Source organism: Flavobacterium niveum (genome assembly GCF_055231775.1).
The window spans coordinates 802,636-822,551 of the sequence record NZ_JBUYSX010000001.1 but is presented as its reverse complement, the minus strand read 5'-3'; the positions used below and the strand labels follow the sequence as shown (position 1 = coordinate 822,551).

Below are 19,916 nucleotides of genomic sequence, written 5' to 3'. Positions count from 1 at the left end.
GTAACACAGAGTTACCCGGAGTGAGCGCAGAGATTCACAAAGAAAAAAGATTACACCTTTGGTGTGAGCCCACAAAGCATTATAGCATTTACTACAATGCTCTGTTTTCTCGTGCTGAAAGCACAAACTCAATTTTACCACAAACAACTCCGCGAATCTCTGCGCTCACTCCGGGTAACTCTGTGATACTTTATTATTATAAGTCTCCACTACTTAAAAACAAACCTCCCTGCCTGTTTATCATAGACAATACCCGGGTCATCAAAAATAGTAGTAAGCGTGTTATTATCCTGTAATTCAGATAGGGTTCCCTGTACAAGGCTCTCCTTTTTCAGGATGATGATTTCGTTGCTCAGTTGCAGTGCCAAATCCAAATCGTGGGTAGAATACAGTATGCACTTACCCTCCACTTCTGCCAGTTTGCGCAGCAGTTTCAGCAGCGCCACCTTATGCGGCAGGTCCAGGTGGGTAGTAGGTTCGTCAAGCACTATTACATTGGTGTCCTGTGCCAATGCACGGGCTATAAGTACATTTTGAAGTTGGCCATCGCTCAGTTCGTGTACTTTTTTATGGGCAAGATTATATGTATCAGTCAGCAGGAGTGCCTTATCCACCTTTACCTTATCGTTAGATGTAAGCGCGCCCATCCAGTTGGTATACGGCTGCCTGCCCAGCGACACGAGTTCGTATACCGAAAGATTGCCCTGTGGCAGCGTATCGGTAAGTACCAACGAAAGGCTTTGTGCCAACATATTTGGCGAATATGAGCTTATTTCCTTACCGCCAAGTTGTACGCTGCCTTCCAGTTGCGGCTGTAAACCGCATAGTGTACGCAACAGGGTACTTTTACCAATGCCGTTGGCACCGATAAGCGTGTATAATGTGCCCTTCCTCAGGCTAAGGTTAAGGTCAGCAGCTACAACCGTATTGGCTTTATTACGGTAGCCGATACTAAGGTTTTCAGCCTGTAGTATAATGGTGTTTGTATTCATCGGAACACCCCCTTCCTGTTTTGAAGCAGTAACGCTACCACTACCGGCGCACCGACTATAGATGTTATACCGTTTATGGGCAATACCACATCTGTACCGGGAAGTTGCGTACATATATCGCAGGCCAGCATCAGTATGCCGCCGGTAAGCATCGTGGCAAAGAAAAGTACCCTGTGGGTCCCTGCACGGAATATGAGCCGTGCTATGTGCGGCACTATAAGCCCCACAAACGATATTGGCCCAGTAAATGCCGTAACGCAACCCGTAAGCAGGCTTGTAGCCAATATAATAAGCAGGCGCGAACGGTTAATGTTTATCCCCATGCTTACGGCATAACGTTCGCCCAGCATCAGGGCATCAAGCGGTTTTATGCAGGCAATGCCCATACCTATGCCTGTAAGGGTGAGTACGGCAAGCAGCAACACCGATTCCCAAGGGAGGTTACCGAGGCTGCCCAGTGACCAAAACGTGTATTTCTGTAATTGTTCTGCCTGGCTGAAATAACTGAGTACCCCAACTATAGCACCTGTAAAGCTCCCGAACATAATACCGGTAATGAGTATCGCCATAGTATCACGCAGGCGTTGCGATACCGCCAAAACCAATAGCAGTACACCAAACGTGCCCGCCACCGAAGCCAGCACCAACCCATAGCCCGAAAGGAAGTAAGACGATACCGTAAGCGGCAGTAACCCCGAACCCAGTATTACAAGCGCCACACCCAAGCTGGCGCCACTGCTAAGCCCCAGCACATCGGGACCCGCAAGCGGGTTACGGAATAATGTCTGCATCAGCAGGCCGCTAACAGAAAGCGCCATACCGGCCAGCACTGCAACTATAGCTTTAGGCAATCGGTATTCGGTAATAATATAATCCCATGAGGGGCGCGAGGCCAGCTGCCCGTAAAAAGGCTTCAGCACTTCACCGAGCGGTATGTTTATACTACCCAGGCTTACATTGGTTATAAAAAGCAGCAACAGGCATACGCTCATTAGGAGGAACAACTTATTGCTGCGGCGTTGGTAGGGCATGGTTTTATGGTTTTATTTTAGTTGTTCAAAGAAATGCAGCTTGTAGCCCGGTAGCAGTTCCGGGTGGAAGATGTACACCAGGTCTTTCAGCACCAGGTCGGGGCGGTTTGGTGCCAGCTCATAAAAGATAAGCCCACCGGTTTTCCCCGTTTTATTGCTGTACGAATATACCCTTTTCTCCTTGAATGCCTTAAACTGGGCATAATGCGGGTTGGCTTCCTGCATTTGCTGCAATGAAGTATACTGCCCCGGCCCTATCCATACATTGGCATTTTGTGCGCGTTCCAGCACCTGCTCAAACGACAGGCTTAGACTACCCGTACCTTGGGTATCTGCCCAAAAGTACGCACCTCCTGCATCTTTATAAAACTTTGAAAACCAGCTGTCTCCCTGTGGCAGCAGCCATTGGTCGTTCAGCATGGCGCCTGCCATAACGGTAGGCCGTTGTTTTACCAGCTTAGCCAGTTTTAGTGCCTGCTTATAATCTTTTTCTATACCTGTAAATATTTCACCGGCCTTATCATCAAGACCATACAGCGCCCCAAAAAGCTTTATCCATTCGGCCTTACCCAACGGAGATTGCTCTGTCCAGTCGCCATTGTACAGCACTTTCAGTCCGGCATTTTGCAGGGCATTCAGGCTTCTATTGGCACCGTCTACGGCAAAGGCCACAACGGCATCGGGTTGCAGGTCTACTACTACTTCAGTATTCAGGCTTTCATTGGCACCGGCCTCTTTCACTTTTCCGGCATCAATAAGCGCCCTTGTCTTTTCAGATGAAATATAATTCACCCCCGGGAAGCCCGCAAGGGTACTTTCTACCCCCAGCATTTCCAGCGACGGGATGTGTGTAGTACTTGTAGCCACCAGTTTTGTTACCGGTACGTTTACCACCGGGTACTGCTTCAGGCTGTCGGGCAATGCAGCGCCTTTTTGCTGCATAACGTAGGTAAACCCCGTAGTGGCATCTGGCCACGGGCGGGTTACCTTTACAATACTAAAACCTTTGTAGCGATACAGTTGCAGGCCTTTAGCATATTTAATACTGTTGCCTGCTTCGGGTTGTGCGGTGTTGTTTAGTGCAGTATCGTTTTTACACGAAACCAGCGCCATGGCCAGCACAAAAAATATAGTGGTAAGCTTTTTCATAAAAATATCTGGTGAGGGCAAAGGTATAAATTACAATGTTTCAACAAAACGTTTATCTTTGCAGCGGTTTAAGGTTGCACATGCACTAACGTGTATTTGCATTAAAAGGGAATCAGGTTAAACACCTGAGCTGTTCCCGCAACTGTAAGCTTATCCCCAAACGGGGAGGCTGTTGTAGCTCTGCTAAGCCACTGTCTTTTACGACGGGAAGGCATAACAACAGTACGCAAGCCAGGAGACCTGCCTTAAGCATAACAAAACGTATGGCCTTCGGGAAAAAAGGCTTACCGGTTATGGCAATAAGAAATTTATTTACCGCGCTTTTTATTTTGGGATGTGGCATCGCACACGCCCAGCAAGATACCATTGCCCTTAAGGAAGTGGTAATATCTGACACGCAGCTGCGTGATTTTGCCAAGACACAATCGGTACAGCGGCTTTCAGATTCGGCCATAGCCCGCAGCGGGGTTTCACTTACAGCGCTGCTACTGAACAATTCAGCCATCTATTTTAAGGAAAACGGCCCCGGCATGGTATCGTCGCCATCGTTCAGGGGTACCTCAGCACAGCAAACTGCCGTGGTGTGGAACGGCATTAACATCAATTCACAACTGAACGGGCAAACCGATTTCAATACCCTTAACGCACGTGATTTTACCGAAGTGGCCGTAAAAGCCGGCGGTGGCAGCGTAGTATACGGCAGTAGCGCCATAGGCGGCAGTGTGCACCTGGACAATAAACTACTGTTCGATAAGCATTTTGACAACGAACTTCGTGCCGATGCAGGCAGCTACGACACCTACGGGCTAAACTACAAGCTGGATGCCGGTACCGAAAATTTCAGTGCTGGGTTATCATTAAGCCATAATACAAGCGAAAACCGCTACAAATACCCGGGTTACAATACGTACAACGATAACGGGCAGTACCACAACACCAGCCTGAACTCGGCACTGGGCTTTAAGCTGAATGAAAAAAACATACTGCGCCTGTACAACTACGTTTTTGATGGCGAAAGGCATTTCAGCCGCACGCTGGCAGCACCATCTGAAAGCATGTATAACGATACCAACACCCGCCACCTGCTGGAATGGACGGGCTTGTACGGCAAATTTACATCGCGCGTTAAGGCTGCGTACCTGTACGAATATTTTAAATACCGCGAAAGCTACACTTCGCCCACATACAGCTACGGCAAGGTACAAACCATAGTAGGCCGCTACGATGGTCTGTACCAGTTCAACACAAAAATGAAGCTGAACGCCATAGCCGACCTTACGTCTAACCACGGTATAGGCAGCAGCTTTGGCAACAATACGCGCACTACATTTTCGGGTGCATTATTGTGGAGCCATGCCGTTACCGACAAGTTTCAATACGAAGGCGGCCTACGCAGGGAAACGGGTAACATATACAACAGCCCGTTGTTGTTTTCGGCAGGCGGGCGCTATACCGTTAGCCCGCTGTACAGCATCAGGGTAAACGGGTCGAGGAATTTTAGGGCGCCTACCTTTAACGACCTGTACTGGGAAAGCACGGGCAACAAAAACCTGAAGCCGGAACACTCGTACCAGGCCGAAGTGGGCAACATGTTTGAATATAAAAATGTAAAGCTTGGCATTACCGGTTATTACATCCGGCTACAGGATATGCTACGCTGGGTACCGGGTACCAATGGCGTTTGGAGGCCCGAAAACGTGGACAAAGCCAAAAGCTACGGCGCAGAAACTACCTTAGGTTACCAAAAAGCATTCGGCCCGCACCACATCACGCTTGATGCTTCGTATTCCTATACCATATCTAAAAAAGACGGCAACAACGCCCAGCTGATGTACGTGCCAAAACACCGCGCTGTGGCCACAGCAGCTTATGCATACCACAAATTTTCGGCATACTACAGGCACCTGTTTACCGGGAAGGTATACTACACTACCGATAACAGCGCGGGCATTGACCTGTATAATGTATCGGGCATTGGCGCGCAATATACCTTTAAGGTACTGAAAGGGCTTGGTATTGGCGCACAGGTAAACAACCTGTACAACGAACAGTATATGAACGTAGCCAACAGGCCAATGCCGGGGCGCAACTATAATATGTACTTAACCTTTAAATTTTAATATACCCAATATGAAACTTAACAAACTACTACTTACTGCCATTGCAGGATCACTTTTCTTTGTTTCGTGTTCTGACGATGACAACAATGCACCAAGAGGTGAGTATGATAACGGCGTACTGATACTGAACCAGGGTGGCTTTATGCTGGGCAATGCTTCGGTATCTTTTAATTCCGGTGCTGTGCATGAAAATAACATTTATGCTTCAAACAACCCGGGGTTAACACTGGGCGATACGGGGCAGGATATAGGACTGGAGGGCGACTATGCTTACATAGTAGTAAACTACTCTAACAAAATAGAGGTGGTAAACCGCTATAGCTTCCAACACGTAGCTACTATTGAAGATGGTTTACAAAACCCACGCTATATAGCATTTGAAGACGGTAAGGCGTATGTAACCAACTGGGGACTGGGTGATAATACAAGTGATGACTATGTAGCGATAATTAACCTTGCCACTAACGAGGTAACTAATACCATACCGGTAGCTGAAGGCCCGGAACGCATTATAGAAGAAGATGGTAACCTGTACGTAGCCCACAAAGGCGGCTGGAACTTTGGTAACACCATTACAGTGATTAACGGCCATACAAATACTGTTACCACAACAATAACAGTAGGCGACCTGCCAGATTCACTTGAAATAGAAAACGGTAAGCTGTATGTACTAAACAGTGGCCTTCCATACTATGCGGCCGCTGAAACCCCGGGCAGCCTTAGCATTATAAACCTTGCTACAAATACAGTAACCAGTACACTTACATTTGCAGCTGGCCAACACCCTGCTTACCTTGTAGAAGAAGACAACAAGTTCTACTATACCTTGGGCAATGAAATATACAGCATGCCGGTAAACGCTACAAGCCTGCCTACAACAGCGCTGTTTAATGTAGATAGCCAAAATGTAGAAACCCTTAATGCTTTTGAAGTAGAAGACGGTAAAATATATGTAGCCGATGCAGGTGATTATATTTCAAATGGCGATGTATATGTTTACTCGCTTACAGGCAGCTTAGCTGCAAGCTTTAGTGTAGGTATGATACCTGCCGGTTTCTACTTTAACGACTAAGAAAACCAATTTTTTTCCAGTTCTTATTTTAGGTTCCCCGCCTGCTTTAATCCCATAAGCAGGCGGGATTTTTTATGTTTTACGGCAGGATTTTATCAACTTAAACCGTTTTAACACAAGCCTGTAGGAAACCCTTTCCGAATAACGTGTTAATTGGCATGGCAAAAATGAAAACGTTTTAGAACTTTACCATATCATTAAAAATCAAAATGTTATGGGAGATAAAGATAAACTGCAAACGCCCGCCCCAAAAGTTTCGAGTGGAAAGCGCAGCAGTGAAAAAGATGACGGGGAATTGATTAAAAATTTTGATAATGCCGAAAAGGGCGCCAAAAAAATGACCGGTGCTACCAAAACACCACAAAAGATACAGCAGGGCGACCTAAGCCAAAGCAAACATGAATATGAACCTTAAAAATTTTTGCCATGAAAACCTTAGATAAAAAACAACAAAGCAAAAAACCGGTACAGGCAAGCAGCCTTGCCCGCCACGTAAACCTTATTGTAGATAAGCACAGGCATACCGAAAGGCTTACCTTTAACGAAGACGAAGAGTCCTGGCTTAACCGTCAAAATGAGGACTACACTAACGAATACCATTATGATGATGAACAACGCGACGCAGGCGACTACATTCACTGCGACCGCAGCGACTATAACCGGGACGACTGCCGCATTGGCTGGTTTGAACCCGAAGATTTTTAATAACACAGGGATTACATATTTTGTAAACGCGGAATACGGCACTAACAGTAATTGTAGTGCCGTATTCTATTTTTTAAAGGTTCTCAAGCTGGTTTGTTTTTTTGTTATCGCTTATCGTCCAGAAGAAGCCTACAAAAAAGAAACGGCTGGCGGGCTGGGTTATGGCCTGGCGGGCATACATACCGTCGGCACCCGGGTTATTAGCATAGGTATAGCCAAATATATTATCATACCCCATTACGTTAGAAACCGAAAAATATAATATCTTTTGCTGGCTGATAAGGTAAGCCCAGCTCACACTAAGGTTATTGTAGCTTTTGGTATGGCTGTCCATAAAAGCAGTTTCATTGGCATTATCATACGGCCTTCCGCTGTTGTAGCTGTACGTTACCCCCAGTTGAGAACGCATGCTGTCTATCCAGTACTTGGTTACTATAGAAAAATTATGGCGTGCTATGTATGACGGTGTTACTTCAGCTTCATAATTCCTGTAATCACGCTTGCTGTCTATGTACGAGTAGGAAACCCAGTAATCAAGGTTGCGTATGCTTTTGCTGTCACGGTAAAAAAGGTCGATACCCTGTGCGTAGCCATAACCATTGTTGTTATAGTTACTGTCGTAAGCCACCTGGTTAGTATCATACTTTACAAGGTTGTTATAGTCCTTATAATACGCCTCTGCCCTGAAGGTTTTACCATCGGTATTGTACATATAGTTAAAAATGTAGTGGGCTGTGGTTTCGTATTCCAGATTTTTAAAATACTTCAGGTAATCCTGCCTTGGCGTTTGGTGGAAGTCGCCATACGCTAATGAGAACTGTCCTCTTTTGCCCGGTTTATAGCCCAATGCTATACGCGGCTCTACAGCCCCCTGCCCTATTACACTGTTATAGGTAGCACGTACGCCTGCTTTTATAGCAAAGTCTTTAGAGAAAACAAGGTCACCCTCGGCATAGCCTGCCGTAATACCGCTGTAGTAACCACTGTTGTATGAAAAACCGGCTGGCTCATAATACTTCTCGCTATAATCAGTAATAAAATGGTCGCCACCGAAAGTAATCTTAAAACGGTTGCCAAAACCTTTAATAAGCTTCAGTTTCAGGTGGGCGCTGTTCTCAGTATTCTTTACGCCGTTTTCATCAAGGCCTATTTTATTGTGGCTGAAACCGTAGCCTATACCGGTTTGTACCGTCCATTGCCCGCCGAAGTTGCCTTTATAAGAGGTGTTCATGTACAGGTTATCGTTGTCTATACCCGTACGTATTAGTTCGGGCTGGTTGATGTCCTTTTGGTTCAGGCTGAAATCAGAGTGATCAAAGGCGGTGTAGAATTTTATGGTACCACTATCCAGCTTGTAGCGGTATACTGTTTCACCCGAAAAGGTTTGGTAAGCTTTGTTCCAAGATACATCTTGCGGTACGGCCCATTGGTACGGCTGGAGGTTGATATACGAGGTATTAACGCTCAGCGAGCTTTTCTCCCATTTAGAGGTATGCCCTACGCCCGCACCTACGGTCATCAGCGATACATCGGTACGCTCCATATCGGGCTCTTCTATAGTATTCATAAGCAGCACGCTGGAAAGCGCCTCGCCAAACTCAGCCGAATAACCTCCGGTTGAGAACGTCATCCCTTTAAAAAGGAATGGTGAAAAACGCCCGCGGGTTGGCAGGTTATTGGCAGTAGCGCTATACGGCTGTGCCACACGTATACCGTCTACAAAGGTTTGTGTTTCGTCTGACTCACCGCCACGAACGAACAGACGGCCGCTTTCGCCCACCGTCTGGGTGCCGGGCAGTGTTTGCAACGCTGCAATAATATTCCCAGCCGAACCCGCCGTGGTAACAATATCCAGCGGCTTAAGGGCGGTAACCTTAGTATTATCCCCCGCACTAAAGGTACCGGCAGATATTACTACGGCATCGAGCGTATTTACACTTTCGCGCAGCTTGATGTCCTGTGGGGTATAGTTCTGTATGTTTACGGGCAGCTTTATATCTTCAAACCCTAACGATGTTATAGAAAGCATCTGGTCGCCGGTAGCATCGGTAGTAAAGCTAAAGGTACCGTCTTCGCCTGTTATAGCACCATCATAGGTTCCGTCTACAAATACATTGGCATAAGCCAAAGGATGGCCTTTTGCATCGGTAACCTTACCGGTAAGGGTGGTTTGCGCCTGTAGTGCCAGACAAAATAAAAATGTAAATAGCGTAATTGTTGATTTCATAACTGGTCCGTTTTTGATACAGCAAAGGTGCATATTACCTGTAATGTGTACCAAAAATACTTACCGAACTGTAGCATAAGCAGGACGAAATGTAACCATAACAAGAGAAAACGAAATAGTAGCATTATTTTTTATATTTTAGCCCCTCCTAAACAAAAGAAAAACACTGTTACCGCCTATGAGGTTTTACAAACTGATACTACCTGTTATATGCAGCATTATACTTTCGTCATGCAGTAGCGATGAGGACACAAACAGCCTTAACGGCAAATGGAATCTTATAAATGCTACAGCCGCCGATGGTGCTAATGTAGATTATGAAGAAGGCAGCGTAGTATGGGATTTTAACGATACCGGCCATACCCTTACCGTTACTACTACAATAATGACGCTTACTACAGATACCTATGCAGGGTTGCCTGCCGGTACCTACCAATATTCGATTTACAGGAACAGGGGAATTGATTATCTGTATGTTAACGGTAATAATGAAGGGGCTTTTGCCATAACAGAATCTAACCTGGTGATAAGTACCAGTGTCGCAGACGAAAACGGAACCACCCGGGTATTTAAACGCTAAAAATATTTTACTGAAAAGCCACTACAACAAGTGGCTTTTTTTATGCAGGTTGTTAAAAAATTTTACATTTGCATCACTAATAACCACTCAACCAATGAAAAAATTCCTGCTGGCATTGTTACTAATGCCTTGTTTCAGCATTTTTGCACAGATTAAATTTGAGCCGGGCTATGTTATAGACAACAATGGCGTAAAAACAGATTGCCTTATCCGAAACTTAGGCTGGAAAAATAACCCGCAAAGCTTTGACTACAAACTGACTGAAGATGCTTCTTCCGTAAAGGGAGTAATGGATAATGTGGCAGAATTTAGCGTAAGCCAATACCATTTTAAACGCTTTTCTGTACAAATAGACCGCAGCAGTAACGACCTGAGTGATATAAGCCCAATAAAGGAACCTGTTTTTGAAAACGAAACCTTATACCTGCAAAAACTGGTAACCGGCGAAGCCTTTTTGTATAAATATGAGGACAACAACCTGCTGCGCTTCTTTGCTGCCAAAAATGGCCTGAACCCTGAACAATTAGTATACAAGCCTTATAAAACCGAAGAAGGCTTAGCGTACAATAACACATACAAAGGGCAACTGTACAAGCTACTCAATGACCGTATAAAAGACAACGATGCCATTAAAAAAACAGGGTATATAGAAAAAGACTTGGTAAAATTATTTTTAAGATATAACGGGCAGGAAAATACTAACGTAAGCAACCATGACAGCCCTAAACATACTTTAAATTTCAGGATTGTAGCGGGTGCAGGCTTAATGGCTACCAGTAACACAAACCGAGACGCGGGCATAAGCATAGATATGGATGCTAAAGTTGTACCGCAAATAGGCATAGAAGCCGAATGGGTGCTGCCGGTTAATAGAAATAAATGGTCGGTATTTGTACAGCCGTATTATCAGTCTTACAAACAAAGCGGTACTACCCAAAGGTATGAAGGGCTTAGTACCGAATACTATCACTGGGATATTAATTACAGCACTATAGACATTCCGCTGGGTATAAAACATTATTTCTTCCTGAATGATAATTCTAAAATATCGTTAGGCCTGGGCTACCTCTACTCTGTAAATATTGGAAAGAATACAGTAACATTTAAAAGTGAAAGTAATTTTTCTTCTTATGAAAATGAAGCCAAAACCACTAACAGTTAGGGTTTTATAGCCGGTGTATCGTACTATTATAAAAATGCAGGTATAGAGCTGCGCTATTACCCCAAAAGGGAAATAATGAATAACTACGCCTTTTGGGGCAGTAAATATTCGGGCACAGCACTTCTCATAAATTATAAGCTATTTTAAAACCTCCAACCCATGAAAAAAATCTTCTTACTATTATTACTGTTCCCATTGGGTGTTTTTGCACAGATTAAATTTGAGCCGGGCTATATCATTACTAATAAAGGTAATAAAACAGAATGCCTTGTAAAAAACGGCGACTGGCGGCATACCCCCGAAAGTTTTGAATACAAAGCTTCGGAAAATGCCGAGGTACAAAAGGCAACTACCGAAAACACAATCGAAATAAACGTAAGCGGTCAAACCTTCAGGAAATATACCGTAAACATAGACCGTTCGCACGAACAGCTGGCTTACCTGAACGAAAACAGTGAGCCCGTATTTCAGCGTGAAACGGTATTCTTAAAGGTATTGGTTGAGGCGCCCCTCTGCCTGTATAAATACTTTGACGGCGAAAACCTGCGCTACTTTTACATGGGTAGCGGTAATGCCGAACCGCAGCCGCTTGTTAACAAAATGTATAAGCAGGATAGTAAAATATTATATAACAAAACCTATAAAAGCACCCTGCAGCAACTGATGCGGGATAAGATAAACACCCCCGAAACCTTCAGGAATCTGGAGTACAACGATAAAGATATGGCTGCACTGTTCAGAAGCTACAATGGCCTGGCAGAAAATACAGACGAAACCAATAATGCCACAAAGAGCATCATACACCTTAAAGCAGGTGCCGAAGCACGGTTTGTGAGCCTTACGGCAGATTACCCTACAAGCGCAGAAGCCGAAGTAACATTTAAAAGTAAAATAGCTCCTGCTTTTGGTGCCGAATTTGAATGGGTGCTACCCTTTAACCGTAACAAATGGGCATTGTTTATAGCACCTTATTACCATAGCTATAAAAATACCGATAACAAAACGTATGGCACAGGCCCATCTGCAGTAGAAAACCGCTGGGAAGCAAAATACCAGGCTATTGATTTTAATATTGGCGGCCGCTATTATATGTACATTAACAGTGATACAAAAATTTACCTTAATGCAGGCTATACCTATTCTAAAAGTTTCAACCGAAGTGGCCTTTCTTATTCCAGGCTGGTAAATAGTAACGCATCAATTGACTTAACCGCCACAACAAACCAGCAAACCAGTATGATGGCCGGCATTGGCCTTAGTTATAAATCACTGAGTATAGAGGCACGCTACCACACACCCCGACCTATAAACGGGGCATACTCATTATGGTCTTCAGATTTGAGCAGTACGGGTATACTGTTGCAGTATATTATTTTATAACCTTTAACACTCCACCAACCCATGAAAAAAATCCTCTTACTATTATTGCTGCTTCCGCTGGGAGTTTTGGCACAGATAAAATTTGAGCCCGGTTATTTTATTGATAACAGCGGTAATAAAACCGAATGCCTTATTAAAGATATTGGCTGGCTGAACAGCCCTGTAAGCATAAGCTACAAGCTGAATGAAAATGACAATGAAAAGCAACTGGATATAAAAGACATAACCGCATTTGAAACCGGTGGTTATAAATTTGAACGCTATACGGTGCAGATAGAGCGTTCGCTTGTAAACACTGACGACCTGGACAGCAAGCCCGACCCCGACTATACTACCGAAACGCTGTTCCTAAGGCTGCTCGTTGAAGGTAATACGGCACTTTACAGCTACAGCAGTGTAAACGTAGAGAAGTTTTTCTTTAAAAGAAGTACCGACAAAGTACCACAACTGTTGCTATATAAGCGCTATAAAGACGGACGCGATTTTAAAGAAAACAAGCGCTATATAAACCAGCTTGCCTATATATTTGCCATTACTGATGGGCAGGACAGGCTTTCAAAGCTTAAATACGATGCAGATGCCCTTAAAGATTTTTTTATAAAGAATAACGGCATTAGCAACAGCGGCAAAGAGGAAGTAAAAACTGTAGATAAAACCGTAAACCAAAGCAAATCTGATTTTGCACTAAAGGTTACCGGTGCGGTATACATGGTCAATTTATTGGCAGATGTACAATTAGGGCCGTATTTTTCGGATAGCTATGAATTTGAGCAAAAACCGGTATTCGGAGTCGGGGTTGAAGCCGAATATGTATTCCCTTTTAACCATAACAAATGGGCGTTGTTTGCTAACCCTGAATTTTATCAATACAAAAAGAAAGAGGTAAAACATTTCTATCCCGGATCTGCCGATAAAGAAACCTGGGAAGCTAACTTAAATTATGTAGCAATACCCTTAGGCGTGCGCTACTATATGTACTTAAGCACAAAATCAAGATTACATATTAATGCGGCCTATGTTACCGGTTTTAAGGCTGGTAAAGGTGAAATAAGCTACGACAGCGAAACTTACGAAACCGTACTAAAAACAAATTGGATGGCAGGTGCCGGTTATAGCTATAACAAACGTATTGGCATAGAATTAAGGTACCATACCGTAAGGGAGTTTTTAACCCTACCTTACCGTCAGGCCACTTACAAGAACTATGGATTGGTATTATCATACCGCATTTTATAACATTGAAATTATCTCAGAATATATACAAACCAATGAAAAAATTACTTTTGTTCCTGTTGGCTCTGCCTTTAGGAGTTATTGCACAGATTAAATTTGAACCCGGTTATTTTATTGATAACAGCGGAAACAAAACCGAATGCCTGATTAAAAATGTAGCCTGGAAAAACAACCCTACCAGCTTTGACTATAAACTGAATGAAAATGATACTGAAAAGCAACAACAAATAACCAATGTGTCGGCTTTTGAAACCGGCGGGTATAAATTTGAGCGTTATACCGTACAAATAGAACGTTCGCTTACAAACATTGGTTACCTTGATACTAAGCCCCACCCTGATTACACTACCGAAACACTTTTCCTAAAAGTACTTGTTGAAGGAAAAACCACACTTTACGGCTATGAAGACGGTAACGTACGGAAGTATTTTTTTAAAGGAAGTACCGACAGCGTGCCTCAACTTCTGCTTTACAAGCAATATGAAGAAGACCAGCATGTAAAGGAAAACAAGCGCTACCAGTACCAGCTGGCCTACCTGTTTGCCGATGCCAAGCTGCCGCAAAGTTCTTTTGCCCGGCTGAAGTATAGCGAAGAATCGTTAAAAGACTTCTTTATAAAAAACAGCGGCACCACAGGCAGCGAGGTAGCTGTAGACAAAACCGTTAACCAAAACAAATCGAAATTTGTACTTAAAGTTACCGCCGGTGCGGCCATAGCATCGCTTAAAACAGAGTTGTACCTTACCTCTTACACCACTTACGAATTTGACACCAAGCAGGTGTATACGTTTGGCGCCGAAGCCGAAATGGTATTACCGTTTAATAACAATAAGTGGTCGGTTTTTACTAACCCTTACTTTACATCGTACAAAAATGAGGAAACTGAATACCTTTCGCAAGGAAGCCAGATAAAACGCGAATGGACCGCCGAGTTTAAATCGGTAAGCATACCGCTGGGCATACGTTACTATATGTTCCTCAACCAAAATTCAAAGCTGTTTGTAAATGCCGCTTATGCAATTAATGTGAATATAGGCGATGGTAAAATACAGAGTGGTTATACAAAACTCGACCTTTCAAACCGCATGAACTGGCTGGGCGGTGTAGGTTATGGTTACAAGCGTTTTGGCGCCGAGCTGCGCTACACCTTTAAGCGCGACCTGCTTAACTATGTAAACCGTGCAGCCTACTACAGCAGTTATGGCGTAGTGGTTTCGTACCAGATTTTGTAATGCTTAAATAATATTGTTCCGGATTTTATTGTGTAACTTACCTCAAAAACAAAACACCATGAACATCCCGGAACAATACCTTCCTATAATGCCCTACATTATTATTGATGATGCAGCGGCATTCCTGGAATTTACCAAAAAAGTATTTGGCGCTACAGAGCAGCTTATCGTACCCGGCGAGGGCGAAAGGGCCATAATGCACGGCGAAATACGCATAGGCAATGCCGTGGTTATGTTTGCCGGTGGCAGCGAGCAGTGGACGCCAAAAACCAGCGGCATGTTTATTTATATAGAAAATGCCGATACGGTATATGGTGCCGCGCTGCAAAACGGCGCTACATCGTTAATGTCGCCCACTAAGCAGGACTACGGTTACAGCGGCGGTTTTGAAGACCCTTTTGGCAACCACTGGTGGATTTGCCAGGGATAAATTACAATTATGAACATACACAAAATACACCACACTGCCATAATATGCAGTGACTACAATATTTCAAAAAAGTTTTATACCGAAGTACTTGGCCTTACCATCCTTGCCGAAATTTACCGCGAAGAACGGCAATCGTACAAGCTGGACCTGGCGCTGAACGGCGACTATGTTATAGAATTGTTCTCCTTCCCTGCCCCACCTGCAAGGCCGTCGCGCCCGGAAGCAGTGGGACTCCGCCACATAGCCTTCCAGGTGCCGGATATTGAGGAAACCCTGAAATGGCTGGATGAAAAGGGCGTAACCTACGAGCCGCTTCGCATAGACGAATTTACCGGGAGCCGCTTTACCTTCATTGCCGACCCGGACGGCCTGCCCATAGAATTTTATGAGGTGAAGTGATAATTGCATTATTATTTTTTTGCAGAAATCCAAAAACAGAAATATAGAATTAATGGCTACCTTTGGCCTAAATAATTATACAGGATATGGTTTATAAATTTAGGGTGATCCTTGATGCTGAGGAAGATGTATTCAGGGATATAGCTATATTAGAAGAAGATACGCTTGAAGACCTGCACAACGCCATTATTAACGCGTTTGGCTTTGACGGGCTGGAGCCGGGTTCGTTCTACACCAGTGACGACGAATGGAGCCAGGGCGACGAAATTCCGTTGTTTGATACCGGTGATACCCCGGGCGAACAAAAAACAATGGCTAACTACGCGCTGAATGATATCCTTGATGAGGACAATACAAAAATCATTTACGTGTACGATTTCCTTAACATGTGGACTTTCTTTGTAGAGCTTGCCGCTATAGAGGAACCGGAAGCTGCTACTGCTTACCCTGACCTGCTTTTTGCCCATGGTGAAATGCCTGCCAGCGCCCCTGAAAATGCTTTCAGTGCCGATATGGATGATGACATCTATGGCGAATTTGACGACGACTATGATGATGAAGACCTGGATATGTTTAACGACGAAGGCTTTGAAGACCATGGCGGTTATGATGACCATAATTGGAATTAAAAAAGCTTCTGAGCCGCTAAGCTTCTAAGCCACTTAGCCAACCACCAAGAATATAATTATGGGAAATTTTAGGAATTTGCTTATCTGGCAAAAGTCAATGGCGCTCGTTACCAAAATTTATGAAGTAACCAAGGCTTTCCCAAAAGAAGAGGTTTATGGCCTTAAGTCAAAAAAGGCGTTGCAGTATATCAATACCCAGCAATATTGCAGAAGGCTACGGCCGGGGTGGTGATATTGAACTGAAACGTTTTTTTGGCATTACCCTTGGGTCTCTTTTTGAGTTACAAACCCAAATTGAAATAGCGTATAACATACGATACATTGACTAGGTTACTTTTAAAAGCCTGTATGACAATACCCGTGAGCTGGAAATTATGCTCACATCATTTATTAATAAAATTAAACAAGACAGCTAATGTTGTTTGCTAAGAAGCTAAGCAACTAAGTAGCTAAGTAGCTCTAAGAGATGATTAACTTATTTAATGCACATATAGATACCCTTTCGGTGCACCGTGTAGGGAACAAAAGCCGCAGTGAGGCTATATTTTTATCAGACGCCCCATATCTTCTTAGCGATGAGCTTACGCCATTGCTTAAGGAGTATTTTTTTAAGCCGTTCCGCGAAAAGGAGGAGAACTACTACCAGTTTGCCCATGATGTGGATTTAGATTACAACGATATGTACAACTACGCATCGGAAGTATTTAACAACCCCGGTTCGGCCCATGAGGTGTCTAAGAAAATAACCAAGCACCTTTTTGAACAAAGCAACCACCCGCACATAAAAAATGGCGAGGTGTACGTACTATACCTTACGAATCTTACCATAGACAACAACCCGGTAGATGCTATAGGTATCTTTAAAAGCGAGATTAAAACCGATTTCCTATTGGTAGACGAAGAAGGCAGCAACCTGGAAATGAAACTGCAACAGGGTATCAACCTGAATAAGCTGGATAAAGGCTGCCTTATATTCAACTACAAGAAAGAAGAAGGCTACAAGATACTTACCATAGACCACAACCGCTACGATGCCCGTTACTGGCTGGAACATTTCCTTAGTGTGGACGTTTTCCAGGACGAAAACTTCATGACTAAAAAGTACATGCAGTTTGTAAAGGACTTTGCTAAAGACGTGGTACTGCCTGCCGAAGACAAAAAGGAGGAAGTAATGTTTATGAACCGTTCGGTAAACTTTTTTGCCAAGAACGATGAGTTTGAAGAAACGGCTTTCCTTAACGAGGTACTGGACAACCCTGACCTGATACCTGAGTTTAAAAACTACAAGGTAGAAAAAGCGCCTAAGTACAGTATAGAAGACGTTACCAATTTCCCTATTGCGAATGCTGCGGTAACCGATGCACGCAAAAAAATAAAGAACGTAATAAGCCTGGATACTAACATACAGATAAAACTGGACTTTGTTAATGCCGACAGCGCAGAGAAATTTGTGGAAAAAGGCTGGGACGAAGAAAAGCAGATGTACTACTACCTGGTATACTTTAATAAGGAGCAAAAGAGCTAATATTCCTTAGCAAACACAATACGAAAAGCACCCGGATAACATTCGGGTGCTTTTTATTTTACACCAAACTTACATCGCTGATTTTCAGTAAAAAATATTACGAATAGGCTTACAAACCGGCTTATTTAACAGTTCATCTACATTAAACTGCCGTTGAACTGTATTAAATTGCAGACTCACGTAAATTTAATGTTAAATATTATCATATTAATAATTTTACAGCAGTAAATTTAATATATGAAAAATATAACTACCTCCAAGATTGCTACATTCATAATTTTCATTGCAGCGTTTTGCCCGGCATATGCTGCAAAAAATGTAGCTGACACCAACTGTTTGCAGGTTCAGCCTGCTTCTGCTACCCCTGTTTCGCGCTTATACCTTGATATTACCAACACTAACGGTGCTTCTGCACAAACTGCTATTGTTTACCTGCCCCAGTGTACTGCTGGTATAGATTATGGCTATGACGCAAGCATTTTCCAGGAATCAAATGTAATTTCACTGTACAGTATTGTAGAAGAATACCACTTAATCATACAGGCATTGCCCGCATTTAGCGATGCCAATGTGGTTACTATGGGCTACACAGCTCCGGCAGCGGGGACGTACACCATAAAAATAAACCATACAGAAGGTGTATTCTCATCGGGCCAAAGTGTATATATTATGGATAAGACAGATGGTTCTGTAATTAACCTTAGTGAAGGCGGCTACAGCTTTAACACAGAAGCCGGCGAGTTTAACGACCGTTTCCAGGTACAGTATACCGAAACCGCTTTAGGTACAGATAACATTACTGCCCAAAATGCGGGTGTAACTGTGTACCAAAATTCAGGGGCAATTGGTATAAAATCGGGTAATGACCCCATTACGGGCATTACAGTTTTTGACCTTAACGGAAAAATGCTTTATACAAAAACAGGTATTAACGATACCGAAGCTATTATAAATAATCTTGAGGCTAAAAAGCAGCTTGTAATAGTACAAGTGCATACTGCCAAAGGAGCCACATCTAAAAAGATTGTATTCTAACACTGCTTAACTGATAAAAAACGAAAGCCGGTACACTATGTATCGGCTTTCGTCATTTAAAAATCCGGGTTATTTCCTAATCCAGTGGCCTGCGCCTTCCTGAAATCAGGTTATACAATATGGCTATAATAGCCAATACTAATAATAAATGTATTAATGCACTTGCGGCATGATAGGCAAAACTACCCAAAGCCCAAGCTATAATTAGTATTACGGCTATTATATATAGAAAACTCCTCATATGCTTTTAATTAAAATTGTTACTTCAATGCGTCTGTTTTTACTTTAACAGCTTTGGCATGTTCCAGGTGTGCCCGTAGTGTAGGTAACAAACCCGCTGCCCATGTACGGATGTCCGGGTCTTTAGCTTTTTCAGCAGCCTTTTCTATTTCATCAATGGTCTTTTCATGGGCTTCCACCATTTTATCTGCATAAGCCTTGTCAAAATCGGTACCCGTTTTTTCAGTAAAATCTTTAATAGTTTCCTGCCCTTTATCAGTTACCGCTGTAGCGAGCGTAATATTCTTCTTGGCTGCCAACTCTTTAAGCCCTGTAAGCGAAGTAGTATGCGCATCGGCCATCATTTTACCCAAGCCTTTAACATCTGTATTAGCGCTTTTGGTTTGTGCAAGCTTACCCAACTCGATTTCCTTTAAGTCAACAGCCGCGGCATTAACAAGATACTCAGAGTCGTCTTCCAGGCTATCCTCCTGCGTAGTGTCATCAAATTTTTCTTCGTTGGCTTCTTCAGCAGCTTCCTTTGAATCTTCAGGTTTTGGCTCCTGTTTACACGATGTAAGCGAAAGTGAAAACAATGCTGCCATAAGTATAAACTTTCCTGATAATAATGCTATCTTTTTCATGTTGAATGTTGTTTAAATTGTTGTTCAGTTACAAAATTACAACTCTGCTACAACGTATTTTCTTAGCATTTTGCCAATACTAAAACTCTCATTCTTAAATATATCCCAAAAAAACTAACATTTGTTAATTAAATGTTTTAGAACAATTTCAG

At 43.3% G+C, this 19,916-nt stretch carries 20 protein-coding genes, 1 pseudogene and 1 riboswitch; of the genes and pseudogenes, 15 read left to right on the top strand and 6 right to left on the bottom strand.

The window, feature by feature from the left end; translation table 11 throughout:
- Positions 1-209: 209 nt before the first annotated feature.
- The 3 genes from ACZIX4_RS03410 to ACZIX4_RS03400 are packed head-to-tail and all read right to left on the bottom strand — an operon-like array spanning position 210 to position 3,172.
- Positions 210-992 carry an ABC transporter ATP-binding protein gene (locus tag ACZIX4_RS03410; RefSeq protein WP_463334206.1) on the bottom strand — a complete coding sequence of 261 codons (783 nt, stop codon included), beginning with the start codon at positions 990-992 and terminating at the stop codon, positions 210-212.
- Positions 989-2,023, bottom strand: a complete 1,035-nt coding sequence (locus tag ACZIX4_RS03405; protein ID WP_463334205.1) for an iron chelate uptake ABC transporter family permease subunit — start codon at positions 2,021-2,023, stop codon at positions 989-991. Before ACZIX4_RS03405 ends, ACZIX4_RS03410 begins: the two co-directional genes overlap by 4 nt.
- 12 nt (positions 2,024-2,035) lie before the next feature.
- Positions 2,036-3,172, bottom strand: coding sequence for an ABC transporter substrate-binding protein (locus tag ACZIX4_RS03400; protein WP_463334204.1), 1,137 nt, complete (start codon positions 3,170-3,172; stop codon positions 2,036-2,038).
- Between the two features lie 54 nt (positions 3,173-3,226).
- Positions 3,227-3,434, top strand: a riboswitch (cobalamin riboswitch).
- 31 nt (positions 3,435-3,465) lie between these two features.
- On the opposite strand from ACZIX4_RS03400, the gene ACZIX4_RS03395 reads away from it, so the two are divergent.
- The 4 genes from ACZIX4_RS03395 (at position 3,466) to ACZIX4_RS03380 (ending at position 7,069) form a co-directional block, all read left to right on the top strand.
- The gene (locus ACZIX4_RS03395) at positions 3,466-5,292 is read left to right on the top strand and encodes a TonB-dependent receptor plug domain-containing protein (RefSeq protein ID WP_463334203.1); all 1,827 of its coding nucleotides are present in this window, start codon (positions 3,466-3,468) and stop codon (positions 5,290-5,292) included.
- A 10-nt stretch (positions 5,293-5,302) separates the two neighbouring features.
- A complete protein-coding gene (locus tag ACZIX4_RS03390) occupies positions 5,303-6,364 on the top strand; it encodes a YncE family protein (RefSeq protein ID WP_463334202.1) in 1,062 nt (353 codons plus the stop codon).
- A gap of 214 nt (positions 6,365-6,578) precedes the next feature.
- Positions 6,579-6,779, top strand: coding sequence for a hypothetical protein (locus tag ACZIX4_RS03385; protein ID WP_463334201.1), 201 nt, complete (start codon positions 6,579-6,581; stop codon positions 6,777-6,779).
- Between the two features lie 11 nt (positions 6,780-6,790).
- Positions 6,791-7,069: a hypothetical protein gene (locus ACZIX4_RS03380; RefSeq protein WP_463334200.1), complete on the top strand. Its 279-nt coding sequence runs from the start codon at positions 6,791-6,793 to the stop codon at positions 7,067-7,069.
- A gap of 73 nt (positions 7,070-7,142) precedes the next feature.
- On the opposite strand, the gene ACZIX4_RS03375 is transcribed toward ACZIX4_RS03380, so the two are convergent.
- Entirely contained in the window at positions 7,143-9,296 is a 2,154-nt protein-coding gene (locus ACZIX4_RS03375) for a TonB-dependent receptor (RefSeq protein ID WP_463334199.1), read from the bottom strand.
- Positions 9,297-9,474: 178 nt separating this feature from the next.
- On the opposite strand from ACZIX4_RS03375, the gene ACZIX4_RS03370 reads away from it, so the two are divergent.
- The 11 genes and pseudogenes from ACZIX4_RS03370 to ACZIX4_RS03320 all read left to right on the top strand — a co-directional run bounded on the left by ACZIX4_RS03370 (position 9,475) and on the right by ACZIX4_RS03320 (position 18,901).
- Positions 9,475-9,876: a hypothetical protein gene (locus ACZIX4_RS03370; RefSeq protein ID WP_463334198.1), complete on the top strand. Its 402-nt coding sequence runs from the start codon at positions 9,475-9,477 to the stop codon at positions 9,874-9,876.
- Between the two features lie 94 nt (positions 9,877-9,970).
- The gene (locus ACZIX4_RS03365) at positions 9,971-11,038 is read left to right on the top strand and encodes a hypothetical protein (protein WP_463334197.1); all 1,068 of its coding nucleotides are present in this window, start codon (positions 9,971-9,973) and stop codon (positions 11,036-11,038) included.
- A 159-nt stretch (positions 11,039-11,197) separates the two neighbouring features.
- On the top strand, positions 11,198-12,418 hold the full coding sequence (locus tag ACZIX4_RS03360) for a hypothetical protein (protein WP_463334196.1): 1,221 nt from the start codon (positions 11,198-11,200) through the stop codon (positions 12,416-12,418).
- A gap of 21 nt (positions 12,419-12,439) precedes the next feature.
- Complete coding sequence (locus ACZIX4_RS03355) at positions 12,440-13,654, top strand: outer membrane beta-barrel protein (protein ID WP_463334195.1); 1,215 nt, start codon at positions 12,440-12,442, stop codon at positions 13,652-13,654.
- A 32-nt stretch (positions 13,655-13,686) separates the two neighbouring features.
- A complete protein-coding gene (locus ACZIX4_RS03350) occupies positions 13,687-14,883 on the top strand; it encodes a porin family protein (RefSeq protein ID WP_463334194.1) in 1,197 nt (398 codons plus the stop codon).
- A 58-nt stretch (positions 14,884-14,941) separates the two neighbouring features.
- Positions 14,942-15,313: a VOC family protein gene (locus tag ACZIX4_RS03345; RefSeq protein WP_463334193.1), complete on the top strand. Its 372-nt coding sequence runs from the start codon at positions 14,942-14,944 to the stop codon at positions 15,311-15,313.
- 9 nt (positions 15,314-15,322) lie between these two features.
- Positions 15,323-15,712 carry an SMU1112c/YaeR family gloxylase I-like metalloprotein gene (gene gloA2, locus ACZIX4_RS03340; RefSeq protein ID WP_463334192.1) on the top strand — a complete coding sequence of 130 codons (390 nt, stop codon included), beginning with the start codon at positions 15,323-15,325 and terminating at the stop codon, positions 15,710-15,712.
- A gap of 86 nt (positions 15,713-15,798) precedes the next feature.
- Positions 15,799-16,341, top strand: a complete 543-nt coding sequence (locus ACZIX4_RS03335; RefSeq protein ID WP_463334191.1) for an IS1096 element passenger TnpR family protein — start codon at positions 15,799-15,801, stop codon at positions 16,339-16,341.
- A 58-nt stretch (positions 16,342-16,399) separates the two neighbouring features.
- A pseudogene (locus tag ACZIX4_RS03330) lies at positions 16,400-16,670 on the top strand (four helix bundle protein).
- Between the two features lie 137 nt (positions 16,671-16,807).
- The gene (locus tag ACZIX4_RS03325; RefSeq protein ID WP_463334190.1) at positions 16,808-17,866 is read left to right on the top strand and encodes a nucleoid-associated protein; all 1,059 of its coding nucleotides are present in this window, start codon (positions 16,808-16,810) and stop codon (positions 17,864-17,866) included.
- A 237-nt stretch (positions 17,867-18,103) separates the two neighbouring features.
- Positions 18,104-18,901, top strand: a complete 798-nt coding sequence (locus ACZIX4_RS03320) for a T9SS sorting signal type C domain-containing protein (RefSeq protein ID WP_463334189.1) — start codon at positions 18,104-18,106, stop codon at positions 18,899-18,901.
- A gap of 76 nt (positions 18,902-18,977) precedes the next feature.
- On the opposite strand, the gene ACZIX4_RS03315 is transcribed toward ACZIX4_RS03320, so the two are convergent.
- Together ACZIX4_RS03315 and ACZIX4_RS03310 are read right to left on the bottom strand one after the other, a co-directional pair.
- A complete protein-coding gene (locus ACZIX4_RS03315; protein ID WP_463334188.1) occupies positions 18,978-19,142 on the bottom strand; it encodes a lmo0937 family membrane protein in 165 nt (54 codons plus the stop codon).
- A gap of 19 nt (positions 19,143-19,161) precedes the next feature.
- A complete protein-coding gene (locus tag ACZIX4_RS03310) occupies positions 19,162-19,764 on the bottom strand; it encodes a DUF4142 domain-containing protein (RefSeq protein ID WP_463334187.1) in 603 nt (200 codons plus the stop codon).
- Between the last annotated feature and the right edge of the window lie 152 nt (positions 19,765-19,916).